The organism is Avibacterium sp. 20-132 (genome assembly GCF_023611925.1).
Taxonomy (GTDB): Bacteria; Pseudomonadota; Gammaproteobacteria; order Enterobacterales; family Pasteurellaceae; genus Avibacterium.
Genome location: NZ_CP091456.1, coordinates 1,244,681 through 1,258,972 on the forward strand (window position 1 = coordinate 1,244,681; position 14,292 = coordinate 1,258,972).

Annotated in this window: 17 protein-coding genes and 1 other annotated feature; of the genes, 4 read left to right on the forward strand and 13 right to left on the reverse strand. The window is 40.8% G+C overall.

The window, feature by feature from the left end; translation table 11 throughout:
- Nucleotides 1-3: 3 nt before the first annotated feature.
- From hisC to L4F93_RS05955, 6 genes are all read right to left on the reverse strand, one after another.
- Nucleotides 4-1,056 carry a histidinol-phosphate transaminase gene (gene hisC / locus L4F93_RS05930; RefSeq protein ID WP_250351550.1) on the reverse strand — a complete coding sequence of 351 codons (1,053 nt, stop codon included), beginning with the start codon at nt 1,054-1,056 and terminating at the stop codon, nt 4-6.
- 165 nt (nt 1,057-1,221) lie between these two features.
- The gene (locus L4F93_RS05935) at nt 1,222-1,527 is read right to left on the reverse strand and encodes a hypothetical protein (protein WP_250351551.1); all 306 of its coding nucleotides are present in this window, start codon (nt 1,525-1,527) and stop codon (nt 1,222-1,224) included.
- 136 nt (nt 1,528-1,663) lie between these two features.
- Entirely contained in the window at nt 1,664-2,959 is a 1,296-nt protein-coding gene (gene hisD / locus L4F93_RS05940) for a histidinol dehydrogenase (RefSeq protein WP_250351552.1), read from the reverse strand.
- 37 nt (nt 2,960-2,996) lie between these two features.
- Nucleotides 2,997-3,896, reverse strand: a complete 900-nt coding sequence (gene hisG, locus L4F93_RS05945; RefSeq protein WP_250351553.1) for an ATP phosphoribosyltransferase — start codon at nt 3,894-3,896, stop codon at nt 2,997-2,999.
- A gap of 30 nt (nt 3,897-3,926) precedes the next feature.
- Nucleotides 3,927-4,055, reverse strand: a sequence feature (His leader region).
- Between the two features lie 71 nt (nt 4,056-4,126).
- Nucleotides 4,127-4,891 (reverse strand): class I SAM-dependent methyltransferase, encoded by a 765-nt coding sequence (locus L4F93_RS05950; RefSeq protein ID WP_250351554.1) that lies wholly within the window; start codon nt 4,889-4,891, stop codon nt 4,127-4,129.
- Between the two features lie 73 nt (nt 4,892-4,964).
- Nucleotides 4,965-6,209 carry an aromatic amino acid transporter gene (locus L4F93_RS05955; protein WP_250351555.1) on the reverse strand — a complete coding sequence of 415 codons (1,245 nt, stop codon included), beginning with the start codon at nt 6,207-6,209 and terminating at the stop codon, nt 4,965-4,967.
- A 160-nt stretch (nt 6,210-6,369) separates the two neighbouring features.
- Here L4F93_RS05955 and ppa point away from each other — a divergent pair, with 160 nt between their 5' ends.
- Together ppa and L4F93_RS05965 are read left to right on the forward strand one after the other, a co-directional pair.
- Nucleotides 6,370-6,897 carry an inorganic diphosphatase gene (gene ppa, locus L4F93_RS05960; protein WP_250351556.1) on the forward strand — a complete coding sequence of 176 codons (528 nt, stop codon included), beginning with the start codon at nt 6,370-6,372 and terminating at the stop codon, nt 6,895-6,897.
- 73 nt (nt 6,898-6,970) lie between these two features.
- A complete protein-coding gene (locus tag L4F93_RS05965; protein ID WP_250351557.1) occupies nt 6,971-7,741 on the forward strand; it encodes a M48 family metallopeptidase in 771 nt (256 codons plus the stop codon).
- A 121-nt stretch (nt 7,742-7,862) separates the two neighbouring features.
- On the opposite strand, the gene L4F93_RS05970 is transcribed toward L4F93_RS05965, so the two are convergent.
- From L4F93_RS05970 to ispF, 7 genes are read right to left on the reverse strand one after another with little or no spacing between them, the layout of a single operon-like run.
- Nucleotides 7,863-8,246: a hypothetical protein gene (locus tag L4F93_RS05970; protein WP_250351558.1), complete on the reverse strand. Its 384-nt coding sequence runs from the start codon at nt 8,244-8,246 to the stop codon at nt 7,863-7,865.
- A complete protein-coding gene (gene nlpD, locus L4F93_RS05975) occupies nt 8,246-9,397 on the reverse strand; it encodes a murein hydrolase activator NlpD (protein WP_250351559.1) in 1,152 nt (383 codons plus the stop codon). Before nlpD ends, L4F93_RS05970 begins: the two co-directional genes overlap by 1 nt.
- Before the next feature lie 13 nt (nt 9,398-9,410).
- Nucleotides 9,411-9,599 carry a hypothetical protein gene (locus L4F93_RS05980; RefSeq protein WP_250351560.1) on the reverse strand — a complete coding sequence of 63 codons (189 nt, stop codon included), beginning with the start codon at nt 9,597-9,599 and terminating at the stop codon, nt 9,411-9,413.
- Nucleotides 9,600-9,613: 14 nt separating this feature from the next.
- Nucleotides 9,614-10,189, reverse strand: a complete 576-nt coding sequence (locus L4F93_RS05985) for a YqaA family protein (protein WP_250351561.1) — start codon at nt 10,187-10,189, stop codon at nt 9,614-9,616.
- 33 nt (nt 10,190-10,222) lie between these two features.
- On the reverse strand, nt 10,223-10,963 hold the full coding sequence (gene surE / locus L4F93_RS05990; RefSeq protein WP_250351562.1) for a 5'/3'-nucleotidase SurE: 741 nt from the start codon (nt 10,961-10,963) through the stop codon (nt 10,223-10,225).
- An 8-nt stretch (nt 10,964-10,971) separates the two neighbouring features.
- Nucleotides 10,972-11,979 carry a tRNA pseudouridine(13) synthase TruD gene (truD, locus tag L4F93_RS05995; protein WP_250351563.1) on the reverse strand — a complete coding sequence of 336 codons (1,008 nt, stop codon included), beginning with the start codon at nt 11,977-11,979 and terminating at the stop codon, nt 10,972-10,974.
- Between the two features lie 3 nt (nt 11,980-11,982).
- The gene (ispF, locus tag L4F93_RS06000; protein WP_250351564.1) at nt 11,983-12,459 is read right to left on the reverse strand and encodes a 2-C-methyl-D-erythritol 2,4-cyclodiphosphate synthase; all 477 of its coding nucleotides are present in this window, start codon (nt 12,457-12,459) and stop codon (nt 11,983-11,985) included.
- Nucleotides 12,460-12,626: 167 nt separating this feature from the next.
- Between ispF and L4F93_RS06005 the strand changes: the two genes are divergently transcribed.
- Nucleotides 12,627-13,637 (forward strand): YeiH family protein, encoded by a 1,011-nt coding sequence (locus L4F93_RS06005; RefSeq protein WP_250351640.1) that lies wholly within the window; start codon nt 12,627-12,629, stop codon nt 13,635-13,637.
- Between the two features lie 172 nt (nt 13,638-13,809).
- The gene (gene mprA / locus L4F93_RS06010; protein WP_250351565.1) at nt 13,810-14,280 is read left to right on the forward strand and encodes a transcriptional repressor MprA; all 471 of its coding nucleotides are present in this window, start codon (nt 13,810-13,812) and stop codon (nt 14,278-14,280) included.
- Nucleotides 14,281-14,292: the final 12 nt, after the last annotated feature.

Here is a 14,292-nt window from a genome sequence, read left to right on the forward strand (position 1 = left end):
TGGCTAAAGTGCCTTTAACGCATTGATTACACGTTGATTTTCTACCGCACTTCCCACCGTCATTCTCACGCAATTTTGCAATCCTAGCGCAGTGTGTTGGTTACGTAGAATGATGCCTTGCTCCCATAATTGCTGAAAGACGTTTTGCCCTTCTTTAAATTTAATTAACAGATAATTTGCCTCACTCTCAAAAATCTGTTCCACCAAAGGCAAATCGCCTAATTGCTTAACCAGCCATTGGCGTTGCGTGATGACTTCATCCACATTTGCTCGCATTGTCGCTACCCCTTCCTTGCTTAAGGCTTGTACGGCAATATCTGATACCGGAACAGGAATTGGGTAAGGCGCGATCACTTTTTGTAAGACATCAATCAGTGCCGTATTCGCTAAGGTGAAACCACAACGTAATCCCGCAAGTGCAAAGGCTTTTGATAAGGTTCGGATAATCGAAAGGTGAGGATAATGGGCGAGTTCATTAGCCATTGTCGCGTCTGGGCAGAATTCAATATAAGCTTCATCAACGACGACAATGGCTTTGCCTTGAGTCATTCGTAATAAGGTAAGTAAATCTTCCCGTTTCAACAAACCGCCTGTCGGATTATTTGGGCTACATACAAAAATAACTTTAACGCCATCAAGTTGTTGTTCAATTTCGGCAAGATTAAGTTGAAAATCAGCCGTGAGAGGAACGGTTTTCGTTGCGATACCACAGGTTTGCGCACTCACCGCATACATTCCATAGGTCGGTGGGCAATATAACACGCTATCTTGCTCTTCACAAAACGCTCGAATGATTAATTCAATCCCTTCATCCCCTCCTCGGCTTACTAGCACATTTTCTTTTTTTACCCCCGCGTAATCAGCATACGCTTGAACCAATGCTTGTGGTTGCGCTTCGGGGTAGCGATTAAAATTCTGCTGAGTCAAATTCAGTTGAGGAGATGAGTGAAATTCATTGGCATTTAACCAAATATCCCCTTTCCCACCTAAACGGCGCGCCGATTGATAAGGCGTGAGGGCTTGAATATTTTTGCGTGATAAGGTTGTGATTGTCATTGTTGTTCTCTCTAAAAATTTTCGTTTTTTTGACCGCACTTTTATTTGATCAAAATAAAATGTTCGATCAGTTTTATCATTAATTCTTTTTGTTCTGGCAAACTTTCCGCCACCAAAAGTGCAAGTGCGACTAACGTGTTATCATTAATCAGTCGCTCTACAGGTTTAGCGAGTAAATGTTGATTTAATCGTAAGTACCAAAGGAATCACAGTATCCAAATCATAAAAGGTGACTGGACGGTCTGCAAAAGCAATTTGCATTTTTTGCAAATTGCTTTTTTCTGAGATTTCGCCATCTGTTATTGCATTGCGAATATGCCTTGAAATAACAGAAACATCACGCCCAAATAGCGAGACCATTTGGGCTTGAGAAAGCCAAACCGTGTCATTTTCAAATTTCACTTCAATTTGAGTTTCGCCGTTTGCTAATTGATAAATTTCAATTTGGTTATTACCTCGTTGATCTTGCATTTTTCTAGCCTCTCATTTTAATGTATAAAAACACAGTAATCCTTAATGGAAAGCACAGAATGTGCAAGCGGTTTCCCTCAATTTTACGATCTTCATCACAATTTCTTGCTCGTTCGATACAAAATGTAACAAGTAGCTAATTTGAGGATTGTAGCTTTGCCAAACGAATAGAAACCGCTTGCTTATGGGCATCTAGTTGTTCCGCTTCTGCCATAATTTCCACTGTTTTTGCCAGATCTTTAAAACCTTGTGGCGTCAATTCTTGCACTGTCATTCGTTTACTAAAATCGGCTAAGCCAAGGCTTGAAGTTGTACGGGTATAGCCATAAGTAGGTAGAACGTGGTTAGTGCCGCTGGCATAGTCGCCCATACTTTCAGGGCTATATGCGCCGAGGAAAATAGACCCTGCATTATCAAGCTGATCGAGCAATTCACGCGCGTTGTTTACCTGCACCACAAGATGTTCTGGCGCATACTCGTTACTAATTTCAATGGCTTGCGCTAAATCTTCCGCAAGAATAATTCGGCTATGGCTGAGCGCCTTACGGGCAGTTTCAGCACGGGGAAGTTGAGCAAGCTGGCGTTCAATAGCAAGTGCGGTGCGTTTTGCTAAAGTTTCGCTAGGGGTAACTAAAATCACTTGGCTGTCAGCACCGTGTTCAGCTTGAGAAAGCAGATCGCTGGCAACAAAATCAGGATCGGCATTTTCGTCCGCTAACACTAATACTTCAGAAGGGCCTGCTTGCATATCAATCGCAGCGCCATCTACGGCTTGGCTTACTTGACGTTTTGCTTCTGTCACAAAACTATTACCGGGGCCAAAAATTTTATCTACTTTAGTGACGCTTTCTGTGCCGAATGCCATTGCGACAATGGCTTGTGCACCACCAATGGGATAAATTGTATCAATGCCACATAGGCTTGCCGTATAGAGAATTTCATCTGCAATAGGCGGCGGGCTACAAAGTACAATTTTTTTACAACCTGCAATTTTAGCAGGGATTGCGAGCATCAATACGGTCGAAAAAAGTGGTGCCGATCCCCCCGGGATATATAGCCCTACACGGTTAATTGGGCGAGTAACCACCTGACAACGCACGCCAGCTTGTGTTTCGATATCCACAGGTTGCGGAATTTGTGCTTGGTGGAAGCGTTCAATATTACGTTTAGCATTTTGAATGGCTGTTTTTAATTCCTGAGTGAGGCGTTGAGAGGCGGCATCAATTTCCTGTGGAGAAATCGTCAGACGGGTTAATTTCACCTTATCAAATTTTTCACCTAGCTCAAATAATGCTTGGTCGCCATTGCTTTGCACCTGCTCACGAATAGCCTCAACGGCCTCTTGAATGGACTGTGCGGCAGAAATCGCTGGTCGCATTAATGCGTCTTTTCGCGCTTGTTGTGTTAAATTTTTCCAAATTAGTGTTTGCATAATTTTTCCTTAAAACGTTTTAAATTCTGACCGCACTTTACGCGAGCATTTTTTCAATAGGTAATACTAATACCGAACTGGCGCCCTGTGCTTTGAGTTCTTCCATTGTTTCCCAGAATAAGGTTTCTTGGCTTACTGCGTGTAAAGCAACGCGGCTTTCATCGTGCGCAAGTGGTAAAATTGTGGGATTTTCCACACCGGGAAGCAGATTAATAATCTGTTCCAATTGTGCTTTGGGGGCGTGAAGCATAATATATTTTGATTCGCCAGCTTGTTGTATGCCTTGAATCCGTGTTAATAATTTATCTACTAAGGCTTGTTTTTCGGCAGATAACGCCTCTTGACGTTGAATTAAACACGCAGTTGAACGATAAATGACTTCCACTTCTTTTAATCCATTTGCTTCTAAGGTTGCACCTGAAGAAACAAGGTCGCAGATAGCATCAGCCAATCCTGCGGAAGGGGCAACTTCAACGGATCCGTTTAATAAGGTGCTTTTGAAAGGAACACCTTGTTCATTCATATAACGTTTTAATAAATTAGGGTAGGAGGTTGCGATGCGAGAATCGGCAAAGTCTTGCACGCCATTATAGGAACGATCTCGCTCAATGGCTAAAGACAAACGGCAACCGCCGAAATCAAGTGTGCGTAATTTTTTATAACTTACGTTTTCGCCTGTTGCGATACGACCAAGCTCCTCTTCTTCAAGGACATTCTCCCCGATAATGCCAAGATCAACCACGCCATCAAAAACTAACCCCGGAATATCATCATCACGCACCCGTAAAATTTCAATGGGCATATTTTCCGCGTAAGCAATCAGACGTTGTTCATTCCAATTAATTTTTACCCCACATTGTTTCAATAATTCAGCACAATCTTTACTAAGACGGCCTTTTTTTTGTAAAGCAATACGTAAACGTGTTGTGTTAGCCATAATTTTTCCTTCTAAATCAAAATTTAAGTATAAAAAAACCTCTCGAAATTGACTTCCGAGAGGTTTATGTGTTTTGGTATCAGCAATACTCACTCGGAAGCTTATCTTCCAAGCAATCGCCATCGCCCGAAAGATTATTCAGGGTGATGGTGATGATGAGTATTACGATTAAAATTCATTTTATTTTGCTCCAAAAATTGCTTAGCCATTACTCTACGCAAAAAAAATTTTTATGCAAGCAAATTTTTTATTTTTTTCGCTTTGATAAAAAGTAACACGGGGCGATGTTGTAGATCTTTAAATTCTTGTTGCCATTCGGGTTGTTCAGCGAGCATTGGTTCTGCCGTTTTTTCTATTTGAAACCCGCCATTGATAAGATCATTGATAATACTTGAAAGTGTTCGATGGTAGGTTTTAAATGGTTGTTTAAACCAGTTTCGTTGCCGTTCACCTTCATCGCGATAATAATTAAGTCGATAAGCCACTTGTTGTTTATGCTGATCTTTTTCCCAACGCTCTCCCCCTTGATAGCAAGTAACAATCGGATGTTCTTGAGAGAAAATCAGCCAGCCATTAGGTTTAAGTTTTGCCTGAATATGGGCTAATAACCGGGGAAAATCTTGTATATAGTGAAATGCAAAAGAACTCGTAATGACATCAAAATTTCCATCAGGTAATTCATTAAGTTGCTCCATTGCCAGTTGATGCAAAGCAAAGTGCGGTCGTTTTTCGGCGAGATTTTTTGCCGCTTGTTGTAGCATCGCTTGAGATAAATCCATTCCTACCACAAATGCTGCACCTTGTTGCAAATAAAGTTGTAAATGCTCTCCCATTCCGCAACCGAGATCGAGCAATTTTTTACCCGTTAAATCAGGCAGTAAACTTAACATTGTGGGTTTTTCCACAATTTCATTTAAACTAGATGGGTTCTGGCGTAATTTTTGGTAAAGCTCAAAAAAGCCTTCTTTATCGTAAACAGAGGTTTTCATTATCATCTTAACGGTAAAAAATTAGCACGGTTATCCGTGCTAATTGTGTCTATTTTCTGTTATTTTAAGGGATTTTCAACTATCTTCCAAATACTGGTAACCAGCCAACTAAATCAGCGAGTTGAACAAGAATATTAATTAATCCAAATAAGATAACAAAATAAATCATCGCTGAACCACCATACACTTGGTAAGTTTGATTTGGATATCTAGCCCGACTTGCTTTAGCCAATAATGCAGGCGTAATAACCGCCCAAATTGTTGCCGCTAATCCTGCGTAACCAATGGCGATAACAAAACCGTATGGGAAAAATAAGCTTAAAATCAACGGTGGTAAGAAGGTGATTAATGCGGTTTTGCTTCTGCCTGCACTACCGTTGTCGAATTTGAATAAATCCGCAATGTAATCAAATAAACCGAGAGTTACCCCAAGGAACGAGCTAGCAATCGCCATATAGGCAAAAAAGCGTAACATTAAGCCGACAAAATCCGTTTGAATTTGACTATTTAAGGCTTCCAGTAGCACCGCAATATCGCCCCCTTTTTGGATAACCGGGATAAATTCATTACGTGGTAAATTGCCTTGAATAGCAAGTTGCCATAGCATATAGATGATTAAGGCAATGAATGTACCGTAAACAATCGATTTTGTCACTTTGCTACTGTCGCGATCATAATATTTCACAAGGCTTGGTACGTTTTGGTGAAAACCGAACGAAACTAAGCAAACTGGCAAGGCCGCAAGGGCGAAAGGCAAGTATTGGCTATCCCCTGTGCTATCAAGCAGAATATCGGTGTTTACCATACCTAATAAATTAGTCACCGAAAGGAAAAATGCCGCCACCATTCCAGCAATTAAAATGGTACTAAAACGATCCACTGCTTTTGTTGAGAACCATACGAAAAAAGCGAGAACCGCACAGAAAATCAGTGAGCCAGAAATGCGTCCAATTTCCACCGCACTTTGTTCGCTACTCAGTAATTGATTAAGAAAACTTTCTGTTAAACCACCACCAGAAGTAATATACGCATAGGTGAGAATATAGAGAACAAATGCAACGGAAAGCCCATTTAACATATTCCAGCCTTTACCAAGCAAGTCTTTTACAATGGTGTCAAAACTTGCACCAGTAGGATAATGTAAGTTTGCTTCAAGTAGCATTAAGCCTGATGTGGTCATACAAAACCAAGTGTAGCAGAGGATCAAAATTGAACCGATAAACCACACGCCAGAGGTGGCAATAGGGTTTGCGAGCATACCCGCACCAATTGTACCGCCTGCGATAATCATCGCACCACCAAATAAGGAAGGATTTTTTTTCATAAATTCACCTATAAGTTTTATATTGGTATTAGTGAACTATTATAATAGTGCAAAATAAAAACACAATGCCAAAATTGCCCATTTAGCTTGGCAAAAGCAAAAAAATCAAGCTATAATTCAAGCGTTTTATTACCATTCATTAACTAGAAGGAAAGAGCAAATGGGCTTAGAAAGTGTTCCAGCAGGAAAAGAACTTCCTGATGATATTTATGTTGTGATTGAGATTCCAGCAAACTCAGATCCAATCAAATATGAAGTGGATAAAGAAACGGGTACCTTATTTGTTGATCGTTTTATGGCGACAGCAATGTTCTACCCAGCAAACTATGGCTATATTAACCACACCTTATCGTTAGATGGCGATCCTGTTGATGTATTAGTACCAACCCCTTATCCCTTACAACCGGGTTCAGTGATTCGTTGTCGTCCAGTGGGCGTATTAAAAATGACCGATGAATCGGGTCAAGATGCTAAAGTTATTGCAGTACCACATACAAAATTAAGCAAAGAATACGATCACATTAAAGATGTTGGTGATTTACCAGCATTACTAAAAGCACAGATTCAACATTTCTTTGAAAGCTACAAAGCCTTAGAAGCCGGGAAATGGGTGAAAGTTGATGGTTGGGAAGATGCGGCGGCGGCACGTAAAGAAATTTTAGACTCTTTTGAGCGTGCAAAAAAATAATTCTTAACCTGTTCTTTTTAAATACCGCGTTACTTAATGCGGTATTTTTCTATGTTTAACCTAAGGAGTGAATATGTTAAAAACAATGAAGAAAATCACCGCACTTTTCATTTTTACCCTAATGCTTAATGCTTGTGCCGATTCTGCAAGTGTTAATCAACAAGCGGCGACAAGTTATCTACAAACGGTGAATGAAGCAAAACAAAAAGGGGTTGTTGATACAAGTTCAACAACATCAAAACGCATTCATCAAGTATTTAATAAAATGTACCCTTATGCTAATCGTGAAAATAATACGGGGCAGCCATTTAATTGGCAAATTACCGTGATTAAATCAAATGAACTCAATGCGTGGGCGATGCCGGGCGGTAAAATGGCATTTTATACAGGGCTTGTGGATAAGTTACACTTAAATGATGATGAAATTGCCACCGTAATGGGGCACGAAATGGCACACGCACTGAAAGAACACGGTAAAAAGAAAGTGAATATGGGAACATTCACGAATGTGGTCGCACAGGTTGCGCATATTGCACTTTCCACACAAATTGGTTCAGAAGGAAGTGGGTTAATTATCGGTATTACCAAAGATTGGGCATTAGATAAGCCTTATTCTCGTAGTGCAGAAACGGAAGCGGATGAAGTGGGACTATTTTTAATGGCAAAAGCAGGTTATAACCCAGAGGCAGCACCAAAATTATGGGAAAAAATGCAGACAGCTTCTTCAGGAAATAGCGGTGTATTAGCGGCGCTTTCTTCCACTCACCCGAGTGATAAAGACCGCCAAGCCAATTTACTTCGTTTAATGCCTGAGGCTGTGGCAATTTATAAAGGTCGTCAATAACTATTGCTGTTGAAAAGAGTAAATAGCCACTGATATTCAACATCACCTTTATTCTATTCAACTTAAATGCAATAAAAGTGCGGTGTAAATTTTACAAAATTTTCCACCGCACTTTTTATTTTTAACGAGTAGGACGTTTTTTCAGTTCCCACCCTTGCGTGGTTTTTATAATGCTCAGACTTTTATCTTTTGCTGCATAGCCACCTTTTACCGCATCAAGGATCAGATTAGGCGTTGAATGCGCAGAAAAAACCTCTGCTTTACCTTGATCTTGTGCCAAAATCACATAGATAGCGAAGGTCGAATCTTCAGGATCGGTAAAGCGAAGATCGGCAATATCAAAAGGTTGAACACATTGCTGTTTTAATTCAGACCAACGATAACCAGCAGAGGAGATACAGCCTTTTTCATCAACATCACCGCCTAAAAGTTGGCTTGCTGAATGGGCAGTACAGCCTAAGGTCAGCGTGGTACTAAAGCATAATGCAGCAAGTTTTTTCATCATTAACGTCTCGGTAAATAACGAATAGGATCAACAGACTTGCCTTTATAGCGAATTTCAAAATGAAGTTTCACGCTATTTGTGCCAGAATTTCCCATTTTCGCAATTTGCTGTCCAGCTTTCACTTCTTGCTGATCTTTCACTAAAAGACTTTCATTGTGTGCATAAGCACTCAAATAATCATCATTGTGCTTAATAATGATAAGGTTACCGTAACCGCGCAACGCATTACCTGCATATACTACGCGACCAGCCGCTGCCGCATTAACTGCCTGTCCACGTGAACCGCTAATATCAATGCCTTTATTTCCGCCATCAGCGCTAGAGAAACCTTGTACAATTTTGCCATTGGTTGGCCATTGCCAAGCCACATTTGAAGCAATTGGGGTAGAAGAAACCGGTTGAGCAACAGGCTGTGTTTTAACTGGTGCAGAAACGATTGGCGTTGATGAAGGAGTACCGACCGAAGATTTAATCGGCCCGATGATCGAACCATCAGAACCATATTGTGTACCATTTGGCCCCGGCGTGTAAGTAACTGCAGGTTGAGCAGGTTTTTCCACCGGTTTAGCCGTACTTGGGGCAGTATTGGTCGCGACAGGGGCGGTTTCATTAGAGACTTTCAAGGTTTGTCCAACACTTAAGGTATAAGGTTCAGACATATTATTCATCGCCGCCAGTTCTTTCACATCAAGCCCACAAATATAAGCAATCAAGAACATTGTATCGCCTTTGCGAACGGTGTAAGTGTTCCCTTTATAGAACCCTTTATCAATTTTACTGTAATCAGGGGCATTGGTTTCTGGATTACGCGGAATCTCAAAGTTTTGTGAAACTTGTTTTGCTTTCGCAGTGGTATTTGCCACCGCTTTTTTGCTTTGTTGCACCGCTTGATTTACTGGTTGTGGTATTTGTGGTGCCTGTACTTGAGGTGCTTGATAAGTGGGTTGTGGCGCAACAGGTGCAGTCATTGTAGCCGGCATACTCTGTTGCTGAATTTGGGGTTCCCAAGTGCTACCAGTATTGCTATCTACCGGTTGCATCGTTCCCGGTGGCAACACACCATCGGCATTTTCTACCGGTGCAGGTGAAGTGGATGAACAAGCTGATAATACCGCCATCGTAATAGGCAGAAGTAAAAAAGATTTTTTCATTGGAGTTCCTCTATTAATTCATTGATTCAGGCATAGGTTGTTTTTCAATAATTGGTTGCCATTGGGCATCTTCCGTTGCCCCTGTGCCAAGCACAGGTTGCATCATTCCCGGTGAAAGGGTATGTTCATCTTGCTGTTGTGGTTCTGATGTACAAGCCCCTAGCATAAAAAAGCAAGTAATTAGGATTAAAAATTTTTTCATTTTTGACCGCACTTTTATTTGAATATGAAATAAATGATCACATCAAGAAGTACTACTACCCAGCCAATCCATTCAATAGATTGACGTAATTTATGCGCAAATTTCTGACCGCCCCAAGCGGCTAATTTCGCCACTAAAATAAAACGTGCAGCACGAGAAATCGTTGATGTAATTAAAAATGGTAAAAATGCCATTTGCATTACGCCCGCACAAATAGTGAACACTTTATAGGGAATAGGGGAAAATCCAGCAATAAACACCACTAAAATTCCCCATTGTTTAAACCAAGACATCGCTGTGTCTAAGTGAGATTGATAGCCCCATTTAATAATATATTCTTGAATATAATCAAAAGCATAATAACCCAATCCATAGCCCACGACGCCACCGAGTGCAGAGGCAATCGCGGTATAAATTCCCAGCTTTAAGGCTTGTTTGGGGCGATTCATTGCCATTGGTACAAGCATCACATCAGTGGGAACAGGAAAAAAAATGGATTCGATAAAGCTGGTAAAAATCAACCACGCCGTCGCATAGCGATGAACCGACCACTGCATCACTTTATCGTACATCGCGCCAAATATTTTCAATGGCATACCCTCAATAATTTGCAAAGCGGAATATTATTTACTTTTTAACCAATCTTGTAAAGATTGGAGCGAATGATAAGCGGTCATATCCGCTTGAATCGGTGTAATAGACACATAGCCATTTTTCACTGCGTGAAAATCTGTGCCTTCTTGTTCATTTTCTGCTAAACCCGCAGGACCAATCCAATAAATGGCTTCACCACGGGGATCTTGTTGTTTAATGACTTCTGCTGCCGCTGCACGATAGCCCAAATGGCAGACTTTGATCCCTTTAATGTTGTCGTAAGGTAAATCAGGCACGTTAATATTCAGAATTTCACGGCTTTTTACTAACTGATTGTGCAATTTCGGTACAAGTTCACAGACAATACGCGCTGCTGTTTCATAGTGTTGGCGACCATCTAATGAAACGGCAATAGCCGGTAAACCGAGATGGCGACCTTCAAAAGCAGCCGCCACCGTCCCCGAATAAAGCACATCATCACCTAAATTCACCCCTGCATTAATACCCGATACAACAAGATCGATTTGTCCTGAAAGAAAACCGTTCAAGGCTAAATGCACACAATCAGCGGGTGTGCCATTAATGCAGTAATCACCGTTATCTAATTTCATTGGGCGTAATGGTTCTACTAGGGTTAGCGCGCTTGAAGCGGCACTACGATTGCGGTCTGGCGCAACAATGGTAACCTGTGCAATTTTACGTAATTCGGTAGCAAGGGTTTTAATTCCCTCAGCGTGAATGCCATCATCATTTGATAATAAAATATTCATTGTATTCCTTATTCAATAATCTGTATTAATTCACGAATCAATGCCGTAGCATAGCAACCTGCTGGTAAATAAAAGGTTAATTTCAATCCTTCAGGCAAAAATGCCCAATCTAAGGATTGCGGGCATATCAATAAGGGACGGCGACTTGGCTTCATTCGTTCTTTATGCATTAAGTTTAAGATCTCTTGATGTTGCTGAACAATCTCCATTTCACGCGCATTCGCTGCTTGAATATATTCTCCAACTAATGGGGCGGTTAGTAAAATATCTTGATTTTTTAACCGCACTTTTAATTGCTCAAGATCCTCTGTTTCATCCACCGTAAACCAACTGTGTGAGCCATTTAATTGCACAATATCACCGAATAAAATAGCTTGTGTAAGTTGTTGCTGAACACGATCTGAAACCACTAAATTAAAGATTTCACTCCGTGCGGCAGATAAGTAAAAGCTTCGTTTTTTGCGATCTTTCACGTTAATTTCACCTTTTGCCCAACGCATTGCTTGTGTGAGATTATGCCCATCACGGCCAAAACGTTGTTCGGTAAAATAATTAGGAAACCCTAACTGCTTCAGATTTTCTAACCGCAGGTTTAAATCGTCAGTTTGTTGTGCGCCACGCAATAAAATCTCAAAATGGTTACCATCCAAGCTGCCTGTCCGAATTTTTCGGTTATGCCTTGTTACTTTAAGAATTTCCACGCCGTCTAAATGAAATTGACTAAAATCAGGCGTTTCTTGCCCCGCCATATGCAGACAGAACCATTGTTCCGTAATAGCTTTGCGATCTTTTAAGCCAGCATAGCTCATATTGCGTGGCGAAATTCCCGCAAATTCAGCTAATTTTTCACCAACGAAAAGGGTATTTGCATCGGTTTTACGCACATAAAGAGCAACAAATTCCCCTTCACCAGCCATTTCATAGCCCAATTCTTCTTTCACGATAAAATCAGCACATTCCGCTTTTAAGTGAGCCGGTTGTTCGGGGGGGTTGTATAAAAAGGCGAGTTCTTGCATAAATTAAGCCTTCAATAGCAAAGCGACAGCTTCACAAGCAATGCCTTCACCACGCCCGGTAAAACCAAGTTTTTCACTGGTAGTGGCTTTTACGTTCACCTGTTCTATTTCACAATCTAACACCTGTGCAATGGCCGCACGCATATTATCAATATATGGACGCATTTTCGGTGCTTGAGCAATAATGGTAATATCAACATTGCCGATTTTATAGCCTTTGCCCTGCACTTGACGATAAGCTGCTTGTAGCAATCCCTTGCTATCTGCCCCTTTATATTGTGGATCGGTATCTGGGAATAATTTCCCAATATCCCCTAACGCCACCGCACCGAGCAATGCATCTGTTAATGCGTGTAATGCCACATCGCCATCGCTGTGTGCAAGCAAGCCTTTCTCATAAGGTATTGCGACACCACCAATAATAATCGGCCCAGCCCCACCAAAGGCGTGTACATCAAACCCGTGTCCAATTCGTATCATATTCTTTCCTGATCTCTGCTGAAAAATAGTGCAAGATTATAGCATCACCCGCGTTATTCAAAAATGGCTAATTTAAGTGCGGTGGGATTTTTATCATTTTTCTTATTTACTTATCATAAAAATGCGTTACTGTATCACCACCTTGTTATGTGGAGAACCATACAATGATGAAACACCTCTCACTGCTCCCGGGTTTATTCTTAACTATATTAATTAGCTTATTGGCAAGCTCGCTTGCGCAAACCCCCTTAGCGCTGTCGTGGCACATTAGCGCCCTGACATTAGCCATTTTGTTAGGGATTTTAGGTGGAAATACGTTTTATCATCGTATTGAATCCGTAATGAAATTGGGAGTAACCTTTGCAAAAGGAATATTATTACGTTGCGGTATTGTATTATTTGGTTTTCGTTTAACCTTGCAAGACATTAGTCAGGTTGGCTTAAATGCGTTTTTTTCTGATTTAACGATGCTAATTTTAACTTTCTTACTGACTTGTTGGATCGGCATTAAATGGCTTAAGATTGATCGCCAAATTGTACAGCTTACCGCTTCAGGTTGCAGTATTTGTGGCGCTGCCGCCATTATGGCAACCGAGCCAATCCTAAAAGCCCCTTCTTATAAAGTGTCTGTTGCGGTGGCATTAATTGTGATTTTCGGCACAGTGAGTATGTTCCTTTATCCGCTACTTTACCCTTACTTGCAAGCTTACTTGCCAGATCATTTATTCGGTATTTATATTGGCTCAACGGTACACGAAGTCGCACAAGTGTACGCCGCTGGGGCAAATATTACACCTCAAGTGGCAGATACCGCGGTGATTGCTAAAATGTTGCGTGTAATGATGCTCGCACCGCTTTTACTTGCGTTGTCCTATTTTTTACGCAAAGAAAGCGGGGAGCAACAAGGTAAAATTGTGATTCCTTATTTTGCGTTATTATTTATTGGCGTAGCAATTTTTAATTCTTTCAATGTATTACCTCCATTTATCGTAGATTTTCTGGTTCAATTAGACCGCTTTTTATTAATGATGGTGATGGCGGCATTGGGACTCACCACGCATATTAACTCTCTGAAACAAGCGGGAACAAAACCCTTATTATTGGGGGCAATAATTTGGATTTGGTTAATGGTGGGGGGACTTGGGATCAATCTCATTTTTGCTTATCTATTGGCATAAATCAGGTTTGCCATAAGGCTCGAAAAATATTAAGAAAAAGCACCGCACTTTATCCATTAAGGAAAAAGAAAGTGCGGTATTTTTTGACACAAATAGTTACGTGCGTTACTATTACGCAGTTTATTTTCTACTAATCAATTGTTTTATGCCACTCTCTTTTTCGGATCAAGAAATGTTGATTCGCCAATCGGCGAAGAATAATCCTGCAATGCCAGTAGAACAAATTCTTTTGGCTCGTTTACTTTTGCATAACAGTAGCCGTTATGTGGAAAAACGAAATCAGTTGCTTAAAAAATATCAGCTCAATGATACCCTTTTTATGGCATTAGTTGTGCTATATTGCCAGCCCAGCTATGCTTTACAACCCAGTCAATTAAGTGAAATTTTTGGTTATTCAAAAACCAATGCAACACGTATTGCTGATGAATTAGTAAAGCGTGCGTGGTTAGCACGCACGGAAGTGCAAGGGGATCGGCGTGGCTTTTTATTAACCCTTACGCCGCAAGGAATACAATTTTTAGAACAACTTTTGCCCAATCAATGGAAGCAAGTGGAGCAACTTTTTTCTGTGTTAGATGAACAAGAGCAGCAACAATTAAAAAAATTATTACTTAAACTGCTAACCAGTTTAGAAAATCTTTAATAGGTGAAGTCA